General features: G+C 32.8%; 25 protein-coding genes. 6 read left to right on the plus strand and 19 right to left on the minus strand.

Features of this window, described 5'->3' with window-relative positions; translation table 11 throughout:
* Positions 1 to 193 precede the first annotated feature (193 nt).
* Positions 194 to 1,255 carry an IS30 family transposase gene (locus tag ACWJKE_RS08850; RefSeq protein ID WP_462953225.1) on the minus strand — a complete coding sequence of 354 codons (1,062 nt, stop codon included), beginning with the start codon at positions 1,253 to 1,255 and terminating at the stop codon, positions 194 to 196.
* A gap of 140 nt (positions 1,256 to 1,395) precedes the next feature.
* Positions 1,396 to 1,815 carry a HutP family protein gene (locus tag ACWJKE_RS08855; protein WP_216303448.1) on the minus strand — a complete coding sequence of 140 codons (420 nt, stop codon included), beginning with the start codon at positions 1,813 to 1,815 and terminating at the stop codon, positions 1,396 to 1,398.
* Between the two features lie 204 nt (positions 1,816 to 2,019).
* Between ACWJKE_RS08855 and ACWJKE_RS08860 the strand changes: the two genes are divergently transcribed.
* Positions 2,020 to 2,580 (plus strand): TetR/AcrR family transcriptional regulator, encoded by a 561-nt coding sequence (locus ACWJKE_RS08860; RefSeq protein WP_462954289.1) that lies wholly within the window; start codon positions 2,020 to 2,022, stop codon positions 2,578 to 2,580.
* A 141-nt stretch (positions 2,581 to 2,721) separates the two neighbouring features.
* On the opposite strand, the gene ACWJKE_RS08865 is transcribed toward ACWJKE_RS08860, so the two are convergent.
* Positions 2,722 to 4,419, minus strand: a complete 1,698-nt coding sequence (locus tag ACWJKE_RS08865; protein ID WP_216303426.1) for an oleate hydratase — start codon at positions 4,417 to 4,419, stop codon at positions 2,722 to 2,724.
* A gap of 591 nt (positions 4,420 to 5,010) precedes the next feature.
* Between ACWJKE_RS08865 and ACWJKE_RS08870 the strand changes: the two genes are divergently transcribed.
* The 4 genes from ACWJKE_RS08870 to ACWJKE_RS08885 all read left to right on the plus strand — a co-directional run bounded on the left by ACWJKE_RS08870 (position 5,011) and on the right by ACWJKE_RS08885 (position 9,067).
* Complete coding sequence (locus tag ACWJKE_RS08870) at positions 5,011 to 6,333, plus strand: ABC transporter substrate-binding protein (RefSeq protein WP_216303425.1); 1,323 nt, start codon at positions 5,011 to 5,013, stop codon at positions 6,331 to 6,333.
* Positions 6,334 to 6,427: 94 nt separating this feature from the next.
* Positions 6,428 to 7,291, plus strand: a complete 864-nt coding sequence (locus ACWJKE_RS08875; RefSeq protein ID WP_216303424.1) for a carbohydrate ABC transporter permease — start codon at positions 6,428 to 6,430, stop codon at positions 7,289 to 7,291.
* Positions 7,288 to 8,121: a carbohydrate ABC transporter permease gene (locus ACWJKE_RS08880; protein WP_165411558.1), complete on the plus strand. Its 834-nt coding sequence runs from the start codon at positions 7,288 to 7,290 to the stop codon at positions 8,119 to 8,121. The genes ACWJKE_RS08875 and ACWJKE_RS08880 overlap by 4 nt, the downstream gene beginning before the upstream one ends.
* Before the next feature lie 277 nt (positions 8,122 to 8,398).
* Entirely contained in the window at positions 8,399 to 9,067 is a 669-nt protein-coding gene (locus tag ACWJKE_RS08885; protein ID WP_462959342.1) for a DUF4397 domain-containing protein, read from the plus strand.
* Between the two features lie 86 nt (positions 9,068 to 9,153).
* On the opposite strand, the gene ACWJKE_RS08890 is transcribed toward ACWJKE_RS08885, so the two are convergent.
* From ACWJKE_RS08890 to ACWJKE_RS08915, 6 genes are read right to left on the minus strand one after another with little or no spacing between them, the layout of a single operon-like run.
* Positions 9,154 to 10,473, minus strand: coding sequence for a S8/S53 family peptidase (locus ACWJKE_RS08890; RefSeq protein WP_462959343.1), 1,320 nt, complete (start codon positions 10,471 to 10,473; stop codon positions 9,154 to 9,156).
* An 18-nt stretch (positions 10,474 to 10,491) separates the two neighbouring features.
* Positions 10,492 to 11,523, minus strand: coding sequence for an ABC transporter permease subunit (locus ACWJKE_RS08895; RefSeq protein WP_462954291.1), 1,032 nt, complete (start codon positions 11,521 to 11,523; stop codon positions 10,492 to 10,494).
* Positions 11,524 to 11,558: 35 nt separating this feature from the next.
* Complete coding sequence (locus tag ACWJKE_RS08900) at positions 11,559 to 12,662, minus strand: hypothetical protein (protein ID WP_462954292.1); 1,104 nt, start codon at positions 12,660 to 12,662, stop codon at positions 11,559 to 11,561.
* Positions 12,646 to 13,530 carry an ABC transporter ATP-binding protein gene (locus ACWJKE_RS08905; protein ID WP_462954293.1) on the minus strand — a complete coding sequence of 295 codons (885 nt, stop codon included), beginning with the start codon at positions 13,528 to 13,530 and terminating at the stop codon, positions 12,646 to 12,648. The genes ACWJKE_RS08900 and ACWJKE_RS08905 overlap by 17 nt, the downstream gene beginning before the upstream one ends.
* Entirely contained in the window at positions 13,514 to 14,341 is an 828-nt protein-coding gene (locus ACWJKE_RS08910; protein WP_462954294.1) for a hypothetical protein, read from the minus strand. Before ACWJKE_RS08910 ends, ACWJKE_RS08905 begins: the two co-directional genes overlap by 17 nt.
* Positions 14,310 to 14,885: an RNA polymerase sigma factor gene (locus ACWJKE_RS08915; RefSeq protein WP_216303416.1), complete on the minus strand. Its 576-nt coding sequence runs from the start codon at positions 14,883 to 14,885 to the stop codon at positions 14,310 to 14,312. The genes ACWJKE_RS08910 and ACWJKE_RS08915 overlap by 32 nt, the downstream gene beginning before the upstream one ends.
* Before the next feature lie 347 nt (positions 14,886 to 15,232).
* Between ACWJKE_RS08915 and ACWJKE_RS08920 the strand changes: the two genes are divergently transcribed.
* A complete protein-coding gene (locus tag ACWJKE_RS08920; protein WP_220319947.1) occupies positions 15,233 to 16,258 on the plus strand; it encodes a PTS transporter subunit IIC in 1,026 nt (341 codons plus the stop codon).
* A gap of 80 nt (positions 16,259 to 16,338) precedes the next feature.
* Here the strand turns inward: ACWJKE_RS08920 and ACWJKE_RS08925 are convergent, their stop codons facing one another.
* The 10 genes from ACWJKE_RS08925 to ACWJKE_RS08970 form a co-directional block, all read right to left on the minus strand.
* A complete protein-coding gene (locus ACWJKE_RS08925; RefSeq protein WP_165411550.1) occupies positions 16,339 to 16,794 on the minus strand; it encodes a PadR family transcriptional regulator in 456 nt (151 codons plus the stop codon).
* Between the two features lie 6 nt (positions 16,795 to 16,800).
* Positions 16,801 to 17,649, minus strand: a complete 849-nt coding sequence (locus ACWJKE_RS08930) for a DegV family protein (RefSeq protein ID WP_216303414.1) — start codon at positions 17,647 to 17,649, stop codon at positions 16,801 to 16,803.
* A 213-nt stretch (positions 17,650 to 17,862) separates the two neighbouring features.
* The gene (locus ACWJKE_RS08935) at positions 17,863 to 18,630 is read right to left on the minus strand and encodes a cobalt-precorrin-6A reductase (RefSeq protein ID WP_216303413.1); all 768 of its coding nucleotides are present in this window, start codon (positions 18,628 to 18,630) and stop codon (positions 17,863 to 17,865) included.
* A gap of 99 nt (positions 18,631 to 18,729) precedes the next feature.
* The gene (gene cobJ, locus ACWJKE_RS08940; protein ID WP_216303412.1) at positions 18,730 to 19,446 is read right to left on the minus strand and encodes a precorrin-3B C(17)-methyltransferase; all 717 of its coding nucleotides are present in this window, start codon (positions 19,444 to 19,446) and stop codon (positions 18,730 to 18,732) included.
* A 20-nt stretch (positions 19,447 to 19,466) separates the two neighbouring features.
* Positions 19,467 to 20,219 (minus strand): precorrin-4 C(11)-methyltransferase, encoded by a 753-nt coding sequence (cobM, locus tag ACWJKE_RS08945; RefSeq protein WP_216303411.1) that lies wholly within the window; start codon positions 20,217 to 20,219, stop codon positions 19,467 to 19,469.
* An 81-nt stretch (positions 20,220 to 20,300) separates the two neighbouring features.
* Positions 20,301 to 20,966 (minus strand): cobalt-factor II C(20)-methyltransferase, encoded by a 666-nt coding sequence (locus ACWJKE_RS08950; RefSeq protein WP_216303410.1) that lies wholly within the window; start codon positions 20,964 to 20,966, stop codon positions 20,301 to 20,303.
* 67 nt (positions 20,967 to 21,033) lie between these two features.
* Positions 21,034 to 21,639 (minus strand): precorrin-6y C5,15-methyltransferase (decarboxylating) subunit CbiE, encoded by a 606-nt coding sequence (gene cbiE / locus ACWJKE_RS08955; protein WP_165411544.1) that lies wholly within the window; start codon positions 21,637 to 21,639, stop codon positions 21,034 to 21,036.
* A 59-nt stretch (positions 21,640 to 21,698) separates the two neighbouring features.
* Positions 21,699 to 22,784: a cobalt-precorrin-5B (C(1))-methyltransferase CbiD gene (cbiD, locus tag ACWJKE_RS08960; protein ID WP_462959344.1), complete on the minus strand. Its 1,086-nt coding sequence runs from the start codon at positions 22,782 to 22,784 to the stop codon at positions 21,699 to 21,701.
* A 92-nt stretch (positions 22,785 to 22,876) separates the two neighbouring features.
* The gene (locus ACWJKE_RS08965; RefSeq protein ID WP_165411542.1) at positions 22,877 to 23,503 is read right to left on the minus strand and encodes a precorrin-8X methylmutase; all 627 of its coding nucleotides are present in this window, start codon (positions 23,501 to 23,503) and stop codon (positions 22,877 to 22,879) included.
* A gap of 68 nt (positions 23,504 to 23,571) precedes the next feature.
* Positions 23,572 to 24,897: a cobyrinate a,c-diamide synthase gene (locus ACWJKE_RS08970; protein ID WP_462959345.1), complete on the minus strand. Its 1,326-nt coding sequence runs from the start codon at positions 24,895 to 24,897 to the stop codon at positions 23,572 to 23,574.
* Between the last annotated feature and the right edge of the window lie 35 nt (positions 24,898 to 24,932).

The raw sequence follows: 24,932 nt of genomic DNA on the forward strand, positions 1-24,932 counted from the left end.
ATTACACTACCATACTACCCTACTACGCTACCATACTACATGCTACAAAATACCTTAACTACATTATTATTCTATGTTAAATTTTTTATTAATCTTATAGCATTTTTTTCAAATTGTCAATATATTTCTAAAATATTAGATTTTTTGTAGATTGCAATATAAAATGTCCGAAATTTTCAAGAAAAATATAATGTTAAGTTGTAATGGTTTTCTGTTCCATCATATTGGCAGATAAACCGTTGAAAATCCTTCTTGGATAATTGTTGATCCAGTGCTGTATTCGCATAATTTGTTTTTTAGAGAATGCTGAAATATCCACACCTTTTGGGATAAATCGTCGTATCATTTTATTGATATTTTCGTTTGTGCCTCGCTCCCATGAACTATATGGGTGAGCATAATACACTTTAGTTCTCTTTCGTTTATTTCTTACTGAGTTCTCAATACCCTCGAAATCAAGGTTCTCACAGCCGTTATCACAGGTGATTGTTTTAAATGTTTTCGAGAATAACATTCCCATTTTACGCTCCAATTTGTCCAATTCTTTCACGACAGCCGCCTGTGATTTAGATGGTATTTTAAAGACTAACTCCTTACGAGTTACTCTTTCACTTAACACCATCAAGACAGTTTTTGTACCCTGTTTGCCAACTACAGTGTCCATTTCCCAGTGGCCTATCTCATCACGTGCAGCTACCGCTGCAGGTCTCTCCGATATGCTAGTTCCTTTGGTATTGTTATACGCTGATCTTATTTTTTTATAGTTTCTCTTTTTAGCATTCTTTTTAACAGGCAGATCTTTGTTACTTATATTTAAAAACAAATTATTATCCAAATAGTTATACACAGTTTTGAAGCAAATAGTTGTTTCAAATTGTAGATCTTTATTTGTGATATTTTGAATAGCTGCATACGGAGATTCGCCATCTATACCAATAGCTTTTTCTAAGTACTTCACCAATTTATGATCTTTTCCTATTTTTAATGCAGGACCTTTAGCGGTACCTTGTTTGTCATGCTCTGACTGCCCAATTTCTGCGCTATATTCCATGCGAGTGGTTAAGTCACTATTCAATAGTTCTACAATTCCTTTAGCAATTTCACGCCTTATTGTACGTTCTGAACGCCCACCTATTTGCTCCGCAATACGAGTTGAATTAAGTCCCATTTTGTGTAAAGCTTCTAACTTTATGCGTTCCTCGTATGTTATGTGTTTACCTTTTCTGCTCTGTGTGATAAAATCTAATTGACTCATTTGAAATCCTCCCGTATATGTTGGTTTAGTCACTTAACATTATACAAGAGTATTTCTCTTGAGTCTTTATTTTTTGTTACTCTTCGGTCATTTCATTATACAACTTACCAATATTAGATTTTTAAATTATAAAATTTCAGTTAATAAATATCAGGTATAGAACGATGTGAAAGTCCTATTACAACCTCATTCAAATGGAGCAAACCTATACTTAAAAATATACATACACTTATATGTTCACCAGATCTCGCTATTCCCATTTTCCCACCTACATTTAATCCGTTAGCTTTAGGTGCAACTTGGGCTAAAGCATCTTTAGTAGCACCAGCTACAGCACCCTCATGAACATGACAATCCTTTATAAGTCCACCTCTTTTTGAAGCTACAATAGCACTTTCAATTACCTTTGTAGTAAATGCAGAAAAATTACCTCCAATATCTATTGCAGTAACCAATATTCCTTTTTCTTTATAAGCTGCGATAAATTTTTCTTCACTAGCTCTTGGACATAGGGACATTTTCACAGAAATTTTAGCAATATCTGTACTTTTATGATCCATAAGTATCACCTCTAAATTAATATTTTTCAATTTTAGTATAACATATATTATACTTGCATCTAAAAGTTTTATCATTTTATATTTTTTAGGCTACGAACATGATTCCGTAGGATATAACTAAATCCAGCTCCTTACTACCTCATTGACTAACTCCTTCATTATAAATATAATATATATAATGCGCAGGGAAAGGAGCTGTAATGTATGTCACAAACCACAAAAAAAGCTTTAGCATCATCATTGAAAAAACTAATGAATACTACTCCATTAACAAAAATTACAATTAATGATATTGTTAACGACTGTGGAGTAAATCGCCGTACATTCTACTATCACTTTCAAGATATCTATGCACTTTTAGAGTGGGTTTTCGAAACTGAAGTTGCTAGTGTCATGGCAGAAAATAAAACGTATCAAACGTGGCAACAGGGATTTTTGCAAATATTTCTCTATTTAGATCAAAATCATAAAATGGTGTTAAATACCTATAATTCCGTTGGGCGTGAGTATTTGGAAACCCATTTATACAATGCAGTGTACACCCTTGTCTTTAATGTTGTTGATGAGATCGCCGTGGACATGAAGATTTGGGAAGAAAAAAAAGAATTTATAGTTAATTTTTATAAATTTGCATTTGTAGGGTTATTGCTTGATTGGATAAGAACAAAGATGGTTAAAAATCCAGAACAACTTATCGCCGATCTCAATAATGTAATAAGTGGCGATATCCATAGAGCATTATCAAAATGCAAAATACAAAAATAGTAAACACTTTTGCCAACCATACTGTCACTGATAGTATTTTTATTTAAACATCAGAAATTGTATGTGGTAGTTATTATAAAAATATTTATAATAAAGAGAACCAGGAGGAATTAAATTTCTCCTGGTTCTCTTTTTTTATATTTAAATTAACCCTTCAAGTGTTGTGTTTTTTAAAAGTTTTTTCACAATCATCTCAGCGGGGAGAGGACGTCCACTATATAATGCCTTTGTTGCCGCAGCAATCACGCGAACATCGTATTTAGTGGGATATACATCTGGTACTTCTTTCTCAAGATTAAGTAGCGTATAAACCGCCATCATAGCTGAACGAATGGAATATTCAACTGTGAATACACAATCATCTGCAACTTCTGCAAATTGTCCTAAAAAGGCAAGATTGTTACTGCCTTTCGGAATAACGTCAGGACGATCACCCTTGACACGTGGCATAAACTGACTGGTTGTATAAGGCATCATGCAAGGGATAACATTAACGTTTTTAAGGATTTCTGGTATTTCATCTTTCTTACCCATATGGTATAAAAGTTCCGTTACAAGTTCTTCACCAGTGCAATCACACATTCTCTTTTTTACAAAATCTCCAATATTGTCAGGGAAAAGACCATAAGCCCATAGTACCAATACATTTTTAGGTTGGTCAATAAAGTGAGGCTGTCTATTACAAGTTACGCTCAAAAGCCAGCTTGAATCTTTGATAGTTATAATACCTCCTGTAACAGTTTTCCCGGAATATGGGTCATTACCTGTTAATTCCTTAAGAAGATCTGCTATTTTAGGATCCGCGCTAGTTATAGTAAAAGATTCCCATTTGCTTTTGTCTATGTCACTACAAAAAACTTCTGGTTTTCCAAATGAAGGATCTTTCTTAGCTATGTTTTTCCATAAATCCCAGCAACCTGCTGTTCCACGATTAATTGTTGCAGGCTCGTGCATACTTCCAATCGTAGAATTTTCTGTCATAGATCCATTGGTAACAAATACCAAATCATTCTCGGTTGTATGAATTATTTCTTCCTTGCCATTATGCAACAGTCGAATGGCCGTAACAGTTTTTTTATCAGTTTCTATATCAATATCCAAATCTGTAACCTGTGCATTTAGGTTAATGACTACATTTTTAGACTGCAACCATTTTTCCAAAGGAAGAATCATAGACTCATACTGGTTGTACTTTGGAAACATAATGTTTTTCATATGGCTCATTCCAGGAAGCAAGTGCATAAAACGTTGCATATATCGTTTCATTTCCACAACGCTGTGCCAATTTTCAAATGCAAACATAGAGCGCCAGAAGCACCACATATTAGTTTCTAAAAAAGATGGGTGAAAATACTGCTCAACAGTTGTGGCTCCCAAATTTTCTTCGGTTGCAAGAAGAAGCATAGTAAGTTGCTTAATATGAAGATCGTTTAATCCAAGAGAGGAAAAATCGGCCTTTTCACCACAGTTATGAAGTAACCTACAAGTCGATTCGTTAGGGTCAGCCATATTTAGCTCTCGAAATTCGTCCAAAACAGTTCGATTAGGGGCGCTTAGAGAAGGAACCGCGCTAAATAAATCCCAACAACACTCATAATGTTCTTCCATTTCGCGTCCACCGCGAACAACGTAACCGTCCTTTGCGTTTCCAGCTCCATCCATACTACCACCGATAATATGTGCTTGTTCTAAAATAGTGATATTTTTACCATCCATATGACCATCTCGAATTAAGTATGCAGCAGCCGCAAGAGAGGCTATACCTCCTCCGACTAAATATGCTTTTTTGTTTTCAATGCCTTCTGGCTTTAAAGTATTAATATTTTGAAAATTCCCCATAAATATTCATCCCCCTAAATGTTAATTAATTCATACGTCTACTAAGTAATTTACTACAACTACAGAAAAAAACAAATCATCAATCTTCAACGAATGTGCAATTTTGCAATAAAATCATAATTTTGTGCAATAAATTCAGAATCAAACATAATTCTCCATTAAATCTGAAATTCATTATTTTTCATACAAATCACCTCTACTCTTCTTATTTTTGAGTTCTAATAAATACGATACTAAATGCTAACAAAATTAGGTTTATAATTACTAAAATCACTCCTCATTGACCATACTTGAAATATTGGAACGCTCTCTTAAATACCATAGTTATAGGGCCCTGAAACTTCACCAGTGGTAGTTATAATAAAAGCTCAGCAATGTACTGATATCCACGGAATGGCTGTCACATATCAAAAAAATTTATTAGAATAATATCAGTAGAAATGTTATATCTTCTCTTTTAGTATTTACTAAAATACTGAAAGAAAAAAATAAAATTACTATATTGACAATATTCTCTAAATGGTTTATTATAATGTTTAAGCAAACGATTGCATAGATAAGATTTAATTAGAAAATAGGGGGGGCTTAATAATGAAGAACACAAAAAAGCTTATAGCAGTTGCATGTACAGTTGCTATAATGACAGGTATGTTGTCTGGTTGTAGTAAAAGTACAGATCCTGCTGCTTCAAAAGCGGTAGGCAAGGATGTCGTAGTGGACATATTCCAATTTAAAGTTGAAGCTAAGGATGCTCTTGAAAAAGCTACAAAAGAATACATGGCATTAAATAAAAATGTTAAAATTAATGTACAAACAGTTGGCGGTGGAGAAGACTACGGTGCGGCATTAAAATCTAAATTTGCATCAGGACAAGAACCAACAATATACAATATTGGCGGAACTCAAGATGTCCTTGACTGGAAAGCTAAACTTCAAGATTTATCAAGCGAACCATGGGTATCACAAGCTTACCCAGGAACTTTAGATGCTGTAAAGATGGATGGTAAACTTTATGGTATGCCGTTTAACCAAGAAGGATCTGGACTTATTTACAATAAAACAATATTCACAAAAGCAGGAATTGATGCTTCAAAAATCAAAACATATGCAGATTTAAAAGCCGCATCGAAAACATTGGATTCAAAGAAGAAAGAATTAAAGATAGATGCAGTATTTGCTTTACCTGGCAAGGAAACTTGGGTAACAGGATTACATTTATCTAACGTTGCTTTTGCAAATGAATTTCCAACAGTTGTAGATGCATTTAATGCAAAAGAAATAACATTCAAACAAAATGAGCCATTAAAGAAACTATTAGATCTTCAAATTAAATATGCTTATAAGCCAGATGGTACTAATAAATCAATTAACAGCGTGGACTATTCTACTCAAGTTGAAAAAATGTTCTCTATGAGTAAAGTAGCAATAATTCAACAAGGAAACTGGGCTTTTGGATCAATAGATGGTATCGATCCAGAATTGTCCAAAAATATTGGTATATTACCAATGCCTTTAGATGGCGTTAAAGAAGGTTGTATCCAAGTTGGAGTACCTATGTATTGGGCTATTAACAGTTCAAAAGATGATGGAGCTAAGAAAGCTGCTGCAGACTTCTTAAACTGGTTATATACTTCAGACAGAGGTAAAGAAATGATCATTAAAGACTTTAAGTTTATACCAGCTTTCAAAGGTTATGACGGTGAGAAATTACAACCAACAGATGCACTAGGTAAAGAAGTACTTAGATACGTAAACGAAGGAAAAACAATTCCATGGGTATTTATGGGATATCCTACTGCATGGGGTATGGAAAAATTCGGAACAGACGTTCAAAAATATATTGCTGGCACCATCACATGGGATAAATTAGTAGATAATATGAAAACGACCTGGTCAGCAGCAAGAAAAAAATAATGAATATGATTTAAGATTTCAAAATCCTGGGAAAGTTCAAATCTGTTCCAGGATTTTATTAATATCAAGCTAATGTACGAAAGGAGATACTGTAATGAAAAAAAATAATGCGTCATTTTGGATGTTTGTAGGTCCAATTTTAGCTGTGTTCACTATAGTTTTGATCATACCATTGCTTTTTGGAGTTTACTATTCTTTTACAGACTGGAATGGAATTGCATCCGATATAAGTTGGATCGGATTTGCAAACTACGTCTCTGCATTTAAGGATGAGACTTTCCTTGCTTCATTCTTATTTACAGCTAAATTTACTATAGTTTCAGTTGTTGTAATAAATTGTATTGGATTTGGCCTCGCTTTACTTGTAACAACTGGTATGAAAAGCAATAATCTACTTAGAACTATATTTTTTATGCCTAACTTGATAGGAGGACTTATACTTGGATTTATTTGGCAGTTTATTTTCACACAAGTTTTTTCTGGACTTGGAACTATTTTTCATCAGCAATGGTTACTTGGATGGTTATCGGATGGGACTACTGGATTTTATGGGTTAGTAATTTTAATGTCATGGCAAATGTCAGGATATTTAATGGTTATTTATGTAGCTGCTCTTCAAAACATACCACCAGAGCTTACGGAAGCAGCTGAGATTGATGGTGCAAATGCATGGCAGAGAATAAAGAATATTACATTCCCTCTAGTAGGACCTGCCTTTACAGTAAGTTTATTTTTAACTTTATCTAATTCCTTTAAACTTTATGACCAAAATTTATCCTTAACTGCAGGTGGTCCTGCAAATTCAACACAGATGCTCTCTATGAATATTTACAACACCGCATTCAAATTTAATCAAATGGGCGTAGCGCAAGCAAAAGCTGTTATATTTTTACTAATAGTTGGTGCGGTTACTTTAACACAAGTATATCTTTCTAAGAAAAATGAGGTGGAAGCATGATAAAAAAAACCAGAAAATTAAATGTAGGTAAACTAGCTCTAGGAGTTATTGGTATTGCCTTAGGCGCATTATTTTTATCACCTTTTTATATCATTATTATCAATTCCCTTAAAACAAAAAAAGAATTATTTGCAAGTGTATTGTCCTTTCCTGAAATATTCACTTTAAATAATTATAAAGAAGCATTTGATAGGTTGCACTATTTAAATGCAATTACTAACTCTTTAACAATAACAATATCTGGTGTTATTTTTATTGCAATATTCGCTTCAATGGCGGGCTGGATGTTAGAGCGGACAAAAACAAAACTGAGCAACGCAATTCTTTTGTTATTTATTTCATCCATGTTAATACCTTTTCAAGCAATCATGTTGCCCCTAGTTAGAATTATGGGTAAATTTAAATTATTGAATATGGGTGGACTCATATTTATGTATCTTGGCTTTGGATCAGCCTTATCCATATTCCTGTATCATGGTTTTGTAAAAGGAATCCCAAAGGAGTTAGATGAAGCTTCCATGTTAGATGGTTGCAACAAATTTCAAACCTTTTGGTATATAATATTTCCTTTGTTAAAACCAATAACTGTTACAGTTTCTATCTTAAATACCGTTTGGATTTGGAATGATTTTTTATTGCCATCCTTAGTTATTAATAGACCAGGAACACAAACATTGCCATTGAGAACTTTCTTTTTCTTTGGTGAATATACCAAACAGTGGAATTTAGCTCTTGCGGGACTAACTCTCGCAATTATTCCAGTTATAATATTTTATTTTTTAGCACAAAAACAAATTATAAAATCTATTGCAGCTGGAAGCATAAAATAATCAGTTTTTCTTTAAATTGTAGATATCTTTAGTGTGAACCAAACTTAGGAATCCATACAATTTCTAAGCTTATTTAAAAATTTCTACATAAATAGCCAACTAATAAATCCCGGAAGATGTTAATTCTCCGGGATTTATTAGTTGGCTATTTATTCAACAGATTCATTCAATAATACGAGTTTTACCATGTGATAGTCGAGTTACAACTAATTTCAGTAACATTCTAGGATTGTTCTTCATATATTAATACAGTAGAAATATTTGAAGGGAGCCTTTTATGTTCTATTGTCCAAACAATTATAATGATCCTTATCCGCTATATAGAGTTACCCCTAAGAATTCTTATTTTAGGATTCTTCATGCTTCACCTAAATCCCCAGCTGTTGATGTATATATTAATGATATGTTAAAATTTAAAAACCTTACTTATGGTGCTTTTACAGATTATATAGAAGTTATGGCTGGAAATTACAATGTAAAATTGTATGCTACAGGTACTAAAACTACACCTGTACTTAATAAAAATATTTTTATTCCGCCTGAAAAAATTTACACCGTTGCAGTTATTGGTCTATTACCTAACATTGAGTTACTACCTATTCCAGAACCTATAGTTATAAATCCTAGTAACAATGCTTATATTAAATTTGCTCATTTATCACCTAATCTTGGTGCTGTAGATGTTGCATTACCAGACGGTAAAATTCTACTTAAAAATATTAAGTACAAACAATTTACTGATTATATAGAAGTCCCTGTTGGAACTTATACTTTAGAAGTTAGACCTACTGGTACCACGACTATTGCTTTATACGTCCCTAATATAAAACTAAAACCTAATCGTTTTTACACTGTTTATGCTGTAGGATTAGCTAACGATATTCCAGGCCTTCAAGCTCTAATTCCTCTTGATGGTAGTTCTTATTTAGATTTACGCGAAGATTAGTTATTGCGTGTTTTTGATAAAAAATATTAAAATTAAAGTTCTAGGATTTGCAAAAATTCCTAGAACTTTATGGTGCGCTGAAATTCTTACTTATCATCCTTTAATGCTTCTATTAATTTTATTGGATTTATCAGTTTGCCTGTTTTGGTTTCTTTACCTTCATTGCTTATATCCATGGCATCGCCTGTTCTCAGTGCAGTACTCCAAAATAAATCAGGAGTGATATTGGGTTTTACTTGACAAGACAGGGCATATAGTCCAGCAAGATAAGGTTCTACCGAGCTCCACCCACCTATTCTATTAAAACTGTAGCCCTTGACATCTTCAGGAATCGCAAAGGTTTTTGAGCTCATTGGAACTAATAGCAATTCTTTTGCTGCTAATTTATTATACTTTTCTTCATAATATTTACCAAATCCAGGTATCTCTGCTACGAAAGAAATCCAATTACTCCATTTATGAGGTTTGTAGGAGGATTGTTTCTCTGGATCAGCCATAGGTTCTCTATCAACTCCATAATACCAAAACTTATAATTAGAAGTTTCAAATATATTGGCAGAAATAACGAAAATCCCAGCATTTTCGGCTCTTTTCACAGCTTCATTCATTTCCTTATATCCTTTATTATTGGGACCCCATACAGCTGAAATTGATAATACTCTTATTTTATCTTTTTCAGAAAGAGTTTTATTAATTTTTACAATTTTATCAATTGCCTTTACCTCCGCCAACGTGTAATCTATTTTAGAATTATTTTCTTTAGTATTAAAATTATAGCAACCAACATAATAAAGCTTAGCTTTTGGTGCAACTCCTATTGACTTACCTACAGCTATTGACGTCATTGCAGGCCCATGCATTGATGATTCTCCCCCACAATTGATCTCATCATAAAATTTTATCTGATCTTTATATTGCTTATGATCAACTAATAAGGGCTGGTCTATTATTGCAATATTAATTCCTCTACCATCTATACCCTCATTATTAAGCTTTCTTATTCCTAATCCTTGATTTTTGCCAAGCTCCAAAATGGTATCTGGCTTATATTCTTTTGTCATTTTTTCAGGCCATTTAGTATAAGTACTAAAAAAACAATTACTAAGTTGTTCACTATTTTGACTTAGATTGACATTACTTAAGTCACTATACCGTAAATCAAGATAACCGTTAAAATTTTTCGCATCTCCTAAGAACTTTGATTTGTGACCTGTTATTACATTAAGACCACCAATATTTTCTCCAGATGCAGGAGGATGCCTCACAATATACGTCCCACTTTTAGAAGTAGGAGTATTTTCACTATTAGAGCTTTGTAATGCAGTAGTTACAGCATTATTTTTTGCATTGCAACCTGAAAGCATTAAAACTATAGATAATGCCAACAACAAATATATTTTTCTCATATTTATCCTCCAAATTTCTTAATCTGAAACATTATGATTAATAAATAAGCGCTTAGTCATTAATATACAACTTATTGATGCTACTAACATTACAAAGAATGCTAGATAAGGATATAATACAGGATATCCCAGTATATTAAACGCTTTAAAGTCTTTATACAAATAATCCGAATAAATGTATCTTATATAATAAAAATCTGTTAAATTCTTTAGCCACTCTGGAAGAATACTTTGAATAATTTCAATTACATTTATAGCTACAACAGCTGCAATTCCAGTGAATGCCGGAATAAGCAAATTTTTAGCTTTTGCAGAAATAACTAAAATGAATAAACCAAGAGCTATACCCGCAGTAAGATTAGTTAGAAATTGAAGAACAAAATGTCCAAACATGCTTAAAGGGAATGCAACACCGCTATAATTACCCAGCATACTTATATCGAAAATTGTCTGAAGTGTACATGCAAAACCTGCAATAACAATGATATATACTACCGCCGCTAATATTTTTGCTCTTACTATAGTATTTCTTCCTTTTTTACTACTTAGTATTAGAGCATCAACACCAGTTGAATATTCCTCAGAAAATATAGGAGATATTCCAAGTATAATAAGAAACGCAATAAAGCAATATATATCATTTTTTCTAAGAATAGCCGGCCATATACTATGGTAACTGATGGTTTCTGGTGATCCTATCTTTTTAAGGTAATTATATTCTAGGTTCTTTTTCCTATAAGTATAACTACTTATCCCCTTTACTTTTTGAATTTTTGTTATTTCATTTTTTAGTTTAGTAAGCTTCTCTTTGTGATTTGACCACAATATGTTAGGACGAGAAATTGTGCTATATAATATCTCCTGCTCCATATTACTTACCATTATTGTACTTTTACCAGTATTAATTGCATTATTATATTTTTTAAATGTATTATTTACATTAGAAAGCTGCGAAGCTATTAATACAATGAAACCTGCAAGTATCACTATTCCAATAATTACTATCTTTTTCGAAAAAATTTTATATAATTCATGTCTTACTAAATCCATAAACTCACCTCCATCTATACTTCAAAAACTGTAATTTAATTAACAACTTCATGTTTTCTAAAAGAGTGCTTTGTAATATATATAGAAATCATAGAAAATATTATTAAAGCGATACCACAAGCGACTATATTTATCACAGGTGTCCCAAATATATTATAGGTATTAACCATTTGTAATGAATCAGAAGGACTTATAAAAAAGCAATATGAATTTATAAGTCCAAGTATAGAATGCTCAATCCCCATATTTCCAGCAAGATATAAAGGCATTATAATTGCTGCAAAACTAACGAAGAACGTTACCAGTAGATTCCTTATACGTGAGGAAAACATTAAAATCAATAACCCAAAGGCTAATATCCCTATAAACATCATCAAGAACTGCAATAAATATACCTGAGATATATTTAGCTGATATGGGCTAAAAGAATACATTCCCAAAGCTTGCATCGGGCTATCAAAACCTTCTATATTTCCATAGCATAAAACAGATGATAGAATCGGTATAATTCCAAATATTAAAGCAATAGAAGAAGAATAGATACATGAAGCAATGAGTTTTGCAGTAATTATAGTTTTTTTACCATACTTGCTGCTTAATATAAGTGCATCCATACCACTCGAATATTCTTCTGAAAATACTCCTGAAAGCCCCAAACATAAAAGTAGTAATAACCCAACAATAATGCTACTTGTACCTATAAGATTAATATCCCCCCAAAGACCTAAGTAATAAGGCTTTGCATCTTTATTTACTTTTTTATACATATTAAGTTCCATAACCTTTGATTTGTACTCATATCCAGTGATGCCACTGGCCTTCATTCCATTTAACTTATCTTGCAATTCAGCAACATTTTCAGCATTATTTGTTTTATATTCCTCTAAGTTAAAGATATTTGTATAGATTGATAATCCCTCTTTTTCTTTTTGCGTAATTTGACTAAGTTTTGTTACATTACCACCAGTTTTATAATATTCTTTGACTAGATTTTTAGCCTCTATCGCTTTATTCCCACCACCTGTCAATATTGTACTTAATATTAGAATTGTTACAAACACTGCCAAGGAAATTAAAACACTTTTCTTATAAAAAATTTTATAAAGCTCATGCTTTATTAAATTAAATAGCTTGCTCATCAGTTTGTTCCTCCTCAAAATAATACATGTATAAATCCTCTAGTCTTGGAACTTCAACTTTCGCTTTAGGTAACGGTTTTTCATCGCTTATTATTCTTACTTCAATGCCTTTTTCTTTTCTCATTATATTGCCTACTTTAAAATCCTTGTTAAGCTCATTTAGCATATTTTCCTCAACTATAGCGCTCCATACTTTGTTTTCCATATTCTTTAGAATATTATCGATAGAATCTTTTTCAATAAGCTCTCCATCTTTAAGCAGAAGTACTTCCTTTGAAATATATTCTATATCCGAAACAATGTGAGTAGAAAATATTATAATTTTATCCTTTGACATATCTGATATCAAATTTCTGAATCTTATCCGCTCCTTTGGATCAAGTCCTGTGGTAGGTTCATCCAATATAAGAATTTTAGGATCATTTAGTAATGCCTGTGCTATTCCTATTCTTTGTTTCATTCCACCTGAAAATGTTCCCAGCTTTTTTTTACTAACTGCCTTCAAATTAACAAGTTCAAGCAGTTCGTCAACCTTTCTTTGGGCAGAACGTGTATCAAGTCCCTTCAAGGCTGAAATGTACATAAGAAACCTATGGGCAGTAAAATCTTTATATATACCAAAATTTTGCGGTAAATATCCCAGAATATCCCGATACCTATCTCCCATTACCTTAATATCCTCACCATTAAGAATAACTCTTCCTCCTGTTGGATTTAAAATATCCGTCATTATTCTCATAAGTGTTGTCTTCCCCGAACCATTAGGACCAAGAAGTCCATACACTCCTGGGGTTAGTTCAACCTTTAGATTTTTAACCGCATATTTGTCTTTGTACTGTTTTGATATGTTTTCAAGCACTAATTTCAATTTGATTTCCCCTCTCAAAAATATTATTATATCTGCTTTGTAAAGCTTTAAGCTGTAGTACTAACATTAATGTACTGATTGATAATATAACCATATATGCAACAGTATCAAGTTGCATAATGGTATTTACAAATTTCTTATCGATGCACATATATAAAATTACCATTGACCAAATTGATACAATCTCAGCTACCGCATAATCTCCTTTGATTTTCATTGCTATCCAAAGTGATACTCCGGAAACCAATGTAAGCGGTGTTAGCCACAGTACTGATAGCTTCCATAGATCTATATTGCTCCTAAACATGTATAGAACGACGGAAAGTGCTGTATTCATAAATATACTGTAAATTCCTATAACTAATATTCTCGAAAGCATTATCTCAATAGCTGATATTTTACAGCTTAGTTCAATTTCAAGCACACCACTGTCACGACCTTTGAATACCTCAACTATACCTAAAATAGAAGGCAAAGGCGCTAACGCCATAATGGTAATGTATGGATCAATCTGATTAATAGATATAAAATACCCTATAATGAATATTGCGGTGCAGAAAACCCAGTAAATCTTACTTATAAAAGTTATTTCTCCTGCTGCCATCCTTATAATATGGCAGAACTTTTTAAATCTTTCATTTTTTATCGGTACATATTGTCTCAGAACTTCTATCGTTGCATCTATTTCCTCTTCCCCTGGGAGTTCTATTGTATAATTTTGCATATACGTGAGCAACTCTTCTACTGCCTTGTCATCATTATCTGGTATGACCTGAGATTTAGCGATAAGATTCTTTGGCACTTTTTTCATTTTTTTCACTCCTTTCAAATACTTGTTTAAGTTTTCCTATGCCTTGCTTTAGTCTCGACTTTACTGTTGATTCATTACTTTGTGTTATATATGCAATATCCTTAATCTTTAAATCATGATAATATTTTAAAATTATAGCATTTCTTTGAAATTGGGGAAGTGTCGTAATTGCATTTTTTATCTTCTGCCTCTCAATTTTCCTACTCATTATTTCATAAACATTGCTATTTTTATCAATTATATTTGTATTAAGCTCTATGTTACTTTTATTTTTTATAGCGCCGCTACTTCTAAAATAATCATTGCATGTATTTGCTGCAATCCGTAGCAACCAATTTTTAAACTTTCCTTCATCTTTATAAGATTTAATTGATTTAACAAGCTTTATTAAAACTTCTTGTGTAATATCGTAAGATGTATGATAGTCTCCAATATGTCTATATATAAATGAAAACAATAATTTATAATTATTTTTAACCAAAATTTCCATTGCATATTGATTTCCGCTTTGTATTTCCTTAATTAATTCTTCATCAGTCGACATTCCATCACCACCCTTCTACATATAATAACGTAAAGTTTTATTTAAAAGTTTTAAATAAAAAAATAAAATTAGCCTATATCTTAAATTACTATGTAAAATAAGATATAGGCTTTACTTTATAGGCTAATAACCTCACTAATAATTCACTATATATTAGGCTTGTCATTTTTTTGTATATCTTATTGATGTGTTTATAATAAGATGTTATAATGTTGTCAGGCGCACATGTATATACACTAGTATATACATGTGCGCCTGAGTTAAATAACCGTTTATGTGCATAATATTATAAACATTATTTATATTCATAACTTAACAAAGTATATATTTTATTAGGAGGAAACCTCATGGAAAAATTCAAAATCGTTGTAAAAAAAGGCCTTAAACGATATTTTTTAGATGCCTTGAGTGCAATGGCATTAGGTCTATTTGCTTCATTAATTATTGGACTAATACTAAGTCAATTATCAAAAATACCTGCACTAGCTTTCCTTGAAGAGTTTGCAGAAATCATTTCAGTTAAATCCCCTGTAGTTGGCGCAGCTATTGGTGTGGCTATAGCTTGGGGCTTAAAAGTTACCCCACTTACTATGTTCTCCTGCGCTGCTACTGGTGCTTTTGGATATATGTATATGGGTGGTGGCCCAGTAGGATCTTTCATTGCTGCAGTAATAGGTGCAGAACTTGGCAACTTTGTGTCTGGAAAAACTAAGATTGATATTGTTATAGTTCCCATTGTTACTATTGTTACTGGAAGTATATCCGGTAAGTTTGTTGGCCCTTATATCTCAGTTCTTATGACGAATATTGGTGCAGTCATAAATTCTGCTACAACTCTTATGCCTATTCCAATGGGTATTGCTGTATCTACTTTAATGGGTTTAGCGCTTACTGCTCCAATTAGTAGTGCTGCCATAGCAATTTCACTAAAAATGTCTGGCCTTGCAGCCGGTGCCGCCACTGTTGGTTGCAGTGCTCAAATGATAGGTTTTGCTGTTTCTAGTTATAGAGAAAATAAGATAAGTGGTTTAGTATCTCAAGGACTAGGTACCTCTATGCTACAAGTACCTAACATAATAAGACGTCCCCAGGTTTGGATACCTCCAACACTTGCCGGTGCAATACTCGGCCCTCTTGCTACTACGGTTTTCTCCATGAAAAACAACTCTCTAGGTGCAGGTATGGGTACTAGCGGTCTTGTAGGTCAGTTTGGAACCCTTGCCGCTATGCAGGGGAGCCAACCTACTTCGGTGATAGTTTTAAAAATATTACTTCTACACTTTATAGCCCCTGCTGTTTTAACCCTACTCTTCTCAGAGATTATGAGGAAGAAAGGGTGGATTAGTCAAGGAGACTTAAAGCTTAAGCTTTGAGTTAGTGAAATTCAAAAGAAGCTGCAGGTGATAATACACCCTTTGGGTGAGTTCACCTGCAGCTTCTTTTGTTATAATATTTAATTGTATAAATCACTATAAATAATTTTAAATACTTCTAAAGCCTCTTCTATTTTATCTTGTAGTAGGTATTTTTTATTTTCTAGCTGCCTTCTACCTTCCACCGTGATTTTATAAATTTTCTGTGCTTTCTTGGAATTACTCCATTCCCCAATAATCAATTTTTCTTTTTCTATTTTTTTTAAAAGAGGATATATTCCGCCTGTACTAGGAATCCAAAGACCATTTGTTCTATCACCAATTTTATGAGATATATCGTTTCCATTAGTTTCGCCTAAACTTAGAATGTATAGCACGTACAAAGGTAGTAACCCTTTTGTGAATACTTGACCTACAGCTTCTTTTTCCTTTTGAACTTTTCGAAGCTGTAAAAGTTTTTTCTTGTATTCAACATACAACCTCTTTTCCTGCACCCTAATGTCTATCTCACTTTCTTTATTCACTATATCATCCATTTTTATTTAAGGTTCCTCTATACAAACCATTCCTACCAAACCTGGTCCACTATGAACCCCTGATACAGGACTTATATATCCTCCGAATTCTACGGAAATAGCATTTGGATGGAGACTTATACTTTCCATTACTTTTTTAGACTCTTCTAATGCATCACCGTGTAATATATAAACCCTACACTTCTTTTTATCTAAAATGCTATTTGTAAGTTCTACAAGTTTATTAAGAGATTGCTTTCTACCCCTTACCTTTTCACATGTACAATACTTACCTTCATCATCAAACGAAATTATAGGTTTAATGTTTAAAAGCTCAGCTATTGTGCCTGCAACTTTCCCTATTCTTCCACCTTTTTTTAAGTACTCTAAAGTCCCTACTACAAAGTATAGATGGATTCTTTTTTTAATAGACGGAATAGCTTCAACAATTTCTTCAAAACTCTTTCCTTCTTGTATCAGCTTTCCACATTCCGTTACTATTAATCCTTCGCCTAGGGCTATAGATTGTGAATCACATACATGAGTAATAATACTTGGATGATTTTCACTTGTAAGCTTCACAGCATTAAATATACCTGATAACCCAGTAGATAAAGTTATTGCTATAACATGAGTGTATCCTTCTTCTTCTAATTTCAAAAACAGTTCTTCCATATCCTTCATTGATGGCAAAGAGGATGTAGGTACTTCTGTTTTCATATTATCGTAAACTTCTTGTGGCGATATATCTATATTATCCAAATATTCTCTATCAGAATAGATAATCCTAAAGGGTAATACATTTATATTATATTTCTCTATTGTTTCTTTACTTAAATCGCTTGTAGTGTCTGTAATCAACGCTATTTTATTCAAATTAAATCCTCCTACATTACATAATATCAATATTATATCACTATAATATATGTGTATCAATAGTGATACATCCACAATCATTTTAATTAGTTTGTACAAATAACTACAAATGTATGCATACAGGTATGTGAGACAGTTAATGAATTTAAATAATACATAATTATAAACCCCTTTAGCTAATATTAAACTAAAGGGGTTTGTATAAACTAATTTTTACATCGTTAATTCCGATATATATTTTATAAGTTCTATTTCACTATAAAACACCTGTGAATATACCATTGGTTTTCTTCCTATTATAAACGCTGGTATATTATTATCTATAGCTGCTTTTATTTTGTCGTAAGTTCCACCTTGAACTCCGCTATCCTTCATGAGTATTGCCTTAGCCTTGTATTCTTTAATAAAGCCACAATTTAATTCATAGCCTACAGGACCCTTCATCGCCACTATATCCTCAACTCTTATTCCTAATTCTAAAATCTCTTCTAGAACCTTAACAGAAGGTAAAACCCTATGTATTATCCTATTATTTAAATTAAAACTTAGAATTTTATCTATATTTCTGCTACCAGTGGTATTTAAAATATTTCCCTCTACTTTTGTAAGCTGTGTATATAGACTATCATAATCCTCCACCACAATAACATTTTTATTTTTCTTAAATTTTTCCACAACTGATGGCCTCTCATATCTAACATATTGTACTCCATAGATTTTACATGCTTCCATTGCATTTTCAGTAATTTCTAGAGCATAAGGGTGAGATGCATCAATTAATATTTTAATATCATGTAATCGTATGACTTTCATTAACCCTGAAAGGTCTAATGGTTTTTCATTGAAAATTTTATATTTATAATTTTTCAAAAGCTCTGCGCCATAAGCCGTAGCTGTTGAGATGAAAATATCCTCTGTAAACCCATTCAGTCCTGCAAGAATATTTTTCCCCTCTGAAGTCCCTACAATTAAACCTATCATTTTTATTCACATCCTAAAATAGTTGGGGACGGTTAACAACTTTTTCTTACTTATTAGTTTACTAATAGCTAAAAAGTTGTTAACTGTCCCTCAATTTTTTTAAACCTTATAACCTCTTGGTGTTATAAACTTACCATCTTTTACATAGCTTTGACTGTTACCAATTATAACAATTGAAAGCATATCAACTATGTTTTCATCAAAGGTATCTAATGTAGATATACTTACTTCTTGTCCATCCCTAAGCGCGTTTTTAACTACGGCTATTGGTACGGTTCCTTCTCTATATTTTTTTATTAAATCTATACTTTCTTTTAAATAATGAGGTCTACCCTTACTTTTAGGATTATATAATGAAATTATGAAATCGCCTTCTGCGGCTAACTTTACTCTTTTTGTAATTAATTCGTATGGAGTCATTAAATCGCTTAAGCTTATGTTACAATTGTCATGCATTAAAGGTGCTCCTAGTACTGAAGCTGCAGCTGACGATGCTGTAACTCCCGGAATAACCTCAACCTCCTCATCTATTCGAAGCTGAAGAATTAATCCCGCCATTCCGTAAATTCCAGCATCACCAGTACTTATTACACTAACTATCTTACCACGGCAAAGCTCTAATGCCTTTTTGCATCTTTCTTCTTCTCCCATCATGCCTGTAGAGAATACTTCCTTGCCTTGTAATAATGGTTTTATCATATCTATATATTTGTTATAGCCTACAACTATATCACTCTCTTTAATGGCTTCCATTGCTCTTATTGTCATATGAGAAAGTCCACCTGGTCCTATTCCTATTACATATAATTTACCCAATTCTACATCCCCTTCGCTATCTATTTTTTTCCTTCTCTAAACATATGTGTAAAGGTCTTGTCATACAAAAGGCTCTTTTCATATTCACAATCTATAAAATCGCCTACAAGAATTTGAGCACATTTTGTTATTTTAGCTATTTTTACCTTTTCTGCTATATCATCTAAATTCCCAATAATAGCTCTTTCATCTGGCCAAGTAGCCCTTTCAATCACAGCTATTGGAACATTCCTTCCGTAACCTGCTTTAAGCTTTGCAACTACCTTGTCTATCATACTTATAGATAAAAAAATAGCCATAGATGCTCCAACTGATGCAAGTTTTTCTAAATCTTCTGTTTCAGGTACTGGGGTTCTACCCTCTACTCTTGTTAAAATTAAAGTTTGAGTTACACTTGGAAGTGTGAATTCTTTTTTTATAACAGAAGCTGCTGCTGAAAAGGAGCTTACTCCTGGTACTATTGAATAATCTATATTTAGTTTATCTAACTCATCCATTTGTTCTTTTATAGCTCCGTATATAGCTGGGTCTCCAGTATGTAGTCTTACTACATTTTTATTTTCAATATGTGCCTTTCTCATAACCTCAATAACTTCTTCGAGTGTCATTGAAGCGGAATTATGAATTACTGCATCTTCCTTACAGAAAGTCATATGCTCAGCACTCACAAGCGATCCCGCATATATAACTACATCTGCACTAGATAATATATTTCTTCCCTTAACTGTTATTAAATCCACATCTCCTGGCCCTGCACCTATAAAATAAACCATAAAATCCACCTATCCCTTATTAATTATTATTGATATAGTTGTTAACCGTCCCCGCTTAATTAGTTGTTACCTGTCCCTACCCTATTCCTTCTTAGCAATTATTAAACTCATGTACTCTTTATTTTTTAATATATCCAAACGGCTTCTTAGAACTTCTTGTCCTTCCCTACCTGCTTTTTTAACATATACATAGCTATATCCCTTTGCTTCTAGATGATTTATTACTTCCTCTTCTACTTTATAAACCTTCATAATTACTAAGAATTTTTCATCCTTTATAGTATCAAGCCTAGATGCTGGAAGTATTAAAAGAGGCTCATTACCAATTACTAAATACTCATTTGCAATACTCGCACAAGCACAAAATGATGTTATACCTGGAATTGTTTCAACTTCATATCCGCTTTCCATAATATAATTTAAAAGATATATATATGTACTATATACAAACGGGTCGCCTATAGTTAAGAAAGCCACATCTTTCCCAGCTTTTAGCTTTTCTTCAACAGCTTTAAATGCTTCATATATTTTAGATTCCTGCTCTTCTCCCCCCATAGGAAAATGCTTAACTAGCACCTCAGAGTCCTTATTAATATACTCTTCTGCTATTTCATGTGCTATACTTTTGCCTCCATTCATAGCACTAGGCACTACTATTACATCGCATTTTCCAATAGTTTTTATTGCTTTTATTGTAAGTAATTCCTTATCTCCTGGTCCTACCCCTACACCATATAATTTTGCCATGTTTAATCCCCCATATCTAAGTAAGCACAAACAAATCAATATTATTGTTTATTTTTATGTGTCTTACTTAATTTAAATTTTCTATAACAACCACACTAAGGTCATTAAAAGTTTTTTCCTTAATTTCTTCCACTGTACCTTTTATTATTCTTTCATCCTCGTATGATAATTCTTCCCCAACATATGCTGTGGCTTTAATATTATTTTCATAGAGCTTTCTACATAAAGCCTGTGGCGAATTACTTTTATCCGTAAGCCACACAGATATCTCGTGTTCCCGCACTATTTTTATGAATTCTTCTCGTCTTCCATGCATACTACCTAAATAAGCGTTTTGCCACGGCTTTTGGAGCTTACACATTAAGTATTGAAAAGAACTTATACCAGGTACTATTTCTATTTTGCTTTTAAAATTACTCTTTATATAATTTGTGATACCATAAAAGCATGGATCACCTGATGCTATTATTGCGATATCCTTCTCTATGTTTTCTGTTATAAAATTCATAATATCCTTTAATGTTTTCACTACTATCTTTTCGACATTAATCTTTGGTATACTCATTGCAGCTCTTTCAAATCCTATGATTACATCAACCTTTTCTATAGTCTCTACTGCCAAAGGAATAATATATTTAGGGCTTCCAGGCCCAATCCCCACTATATAAACCATATACTCTGCTACCTTTCATTATTTATTCATCTATTAGTTGTTAACTGTCCCTAACCATTCTAACTATTCTTTCTTGTGTCACAGAGAATTCCCTTATCCATAGAAAACATAATAACCTCTGCCGGAATTGTTTCATAAGTATACTGGAATAATCTTCGCTTTACCTTATTTGCAATGTTTTCATATATATCCTTATAATTTTCACCTACTAGCTTTATTGCTCCTTCAGTAGTTTTTTCCTTATATACCTGTGTAATAAGCTGCGTAGGTGCTCCAGCCAACGCCAGTTCTAAAGCTATTACTTCAAGCCTCACATCACATACTCTACTGTGAGTTTGAAAACATCCCGCTGCAATTTTACTTACCTTTCCTATATGTCCTACTAAAATTACACTTTCTACTTCCTTTTCCATACAGCTGTTTAGTGCAAATCCTATGAAATTTGAAATCATTACTATATTGTCAACTTTAAGGCCTACCTGTGCAGCCACATCCTCACCCATGTTACCAAAAACTAAGGTAAGATTTTTATGCCCCGCAGCTACCTTTTGACATATTTCTATATGTATAGATTGTGTGAGAGCTTCTTCTGACATTGGTGTCACAATTCCTGTTGTTCCGAGTATTGATATACCACCTTCAATGCCAAGTCTAGGATTAAATGTTTTCTTGGCTATTTCTTCTCCCTTAGGTACAAATATAGTTATTGTAATCCCAGAGTTCTTAGGAAGCACCTCTTTTACTTCTTTTTCTATCATTTTTCTAGGTACTGGGTTTATTGCCCATTCCCCTTTGGGTACATATAATCCTTCTCCTCTAACTATCCCTACACCTTTTCCACCTTTTAATGTATATACTGATTCTGCTTTTTCAGCCCTTGCCCAAATTTCTATACCATTAGTTGCATCAGGGTCATCCCCCGCATCTTTTATAATACAACACTCAGCAAAATTTTCTCCCTTTGCTACCTTAGATATTGGTAGCAATAATTCTATACCCTTTGGAGTATCTATCCTTATCTCGTCTATTTCGGTATCATAAAATAAAATTTGTGTGGCAGCTTTTGCTGCCCCAGCAGCACAAGAACCAGTGGTATATCCACATCTAAGCTTTTTTCCATTACTATTAACATATAAATTCAGCATTATTACGTACCCCCTGTTAAGTTTCTTATTCATTTAAAGATACCTAACATTTATTTCAAAATGCCTAATAACTATGAAACTCTAGCGGATTACTAACTCCTATCTACTATCATGTACATCAGTGCATTTAAAATGGATGCAGCTACTGTGCTTCCACCTTTTCTTCCTCGCACTGTTATCATTGGCAGATCTAATTTTTCAATTTCTTTCTTAGATTCTGCTGCTCCAACAAAACCTATAGGTGCTGCCAATATAAATTTAGCATTACACTTTCCTTCCTCGATTAGTTCCTTTAATCTAAACAAAGCTGTAGGTGCATTACCAAATATGAAAAATTCTACTCCATCATCTACCGCTTTTTCAACTGCTGCCATAGACCGCGTTATGTGACGCGCTTTTGCTATCTCTGCCACTTTTTCATCACTTACATAGCATAAAGCCTTACAATTTAAATCTTTAAGAGCTTTTTTGTTTATACCTGCCAGTGCCATTTTTGTATCAGTATAAATGGTAGCTCCATTTTTAAGTAACTCTACAGCCTCATCAATAGCTCCATCCCTAATATAAACTATGTTTTTATAATCGAAATCTGCTGTAGTATGTATTACTCTTTTGATTATTGAAAGCTCTTTGTCAGAAAATTTATGTTCTCCCATTTCTTCTCCAATAATTTCGAAGCTTTTTTTTTCTATATCCATAGGAATCTTTATATAATCCATATTTTAATCTCCTTTTCTTTTAATTTAAATAAGTGTTCATAGGTAGGGACGGTTAGCAACTAATTAATCTATTTGAAAATCTCCTTAAACCATTGTAAGTTTCCCCAAAAATGCACATGTCCATAAGCTGCCATAGTATTTTTTTTAACATATCCGCATTTCCAATTTTTCTCATATCCATCATAACCCTCTTTAGAAAGCTTAAATACCTTTTCTTCAGATAAATTAACAATAGATTTATGAAACTCATGACAGTTTATACTCATATTTTGTGGTAAAATATTATTTTCTACCCCTACCTTTATTTCTGCATACCCAAAGTTCTGAAGCTTTTTTGTTAAGGTGTAATACCCCTTAAAAAAGCCAACGGTATTATGTGATATTTTTTCTTCGCCTTGCAGTTTTTCTCCCTCAGTAAGATACATTAATCCTCCACATTCGGCGTAACAGTGTAGCCCATTATCAAGAGCTTTTTTTATACTGCCAAGCATTGATGTATTTTCAGATAGCTCCTTTATAAAAACCTCAGGGTACCCTCCACCTATGTAAAGAAAATCAATATTACTGGGTAGCTTCTTATCTTTAATTGGACTAAAATATATAACTTGTCCCATTTCCTCTAGAAGCTCTAAATTTTCTTTATAATAAAAACTAAAGGCCTTGTCATAGGCTACAGCTATCCTTTTCCCCTTATTCTCCACATGGAAATCATCTATATGCCTTTCACTTTCTTTAAATTGTTCTAACAATAAATCCATATCCAAATGCTTTTCTAATAACTTGGCACAGATTTCAATTTTCTCATCTAAATCCTCTGTTTCACTGCTTTGAATTAGCCCTAAGTGCCTACTTTTTAAGTTTAATCGTTCATCTTTTGGAAGATAGCCTAACACTTTCAAGTTACAGTTTTCTTTAATTGCTGCCTTAAGTAACTTATAATAATTTTCTGTTATATTATTTAGTATTATGCCCTTTATATTCGCATCTTTAAAATTTACTATTCCATTAATTTCTGCACAGAGGGTTGCTACCTGAGCCTTTGGAGACAATACAAGTATGATAGGCAAGTCTAAAACCTTTGACACGTGATACGTAGAATAGGATGTATTTATGCCTTTTCCATCATATAAACCCATTACACCTTCGACTACACCCAATTCTCCGCATCCTCTAGAAAAGCTAGCCTTAACTCCCGCCTCTCCCATAAGATACAAATCCAAATTTCTTGAACCTTTACCTGTTATCTTTGTATGAAAAGCTGAGTCTATATAATCAGGTCCTACTTTATACCCTTGTATCTCAAATCCCCTATTTTTAAACGCTTTCATAATTCCGAGTGTTACTGTGGTCTTACCACCACCACTTGAATCTGAAGCTATGACTATACTCTTCATTTATATTCACATCCTTTTGCGGACTATCCCCTAAT

This window comes from Clostridium sp. CM036 (assembly GCF_055081135.1).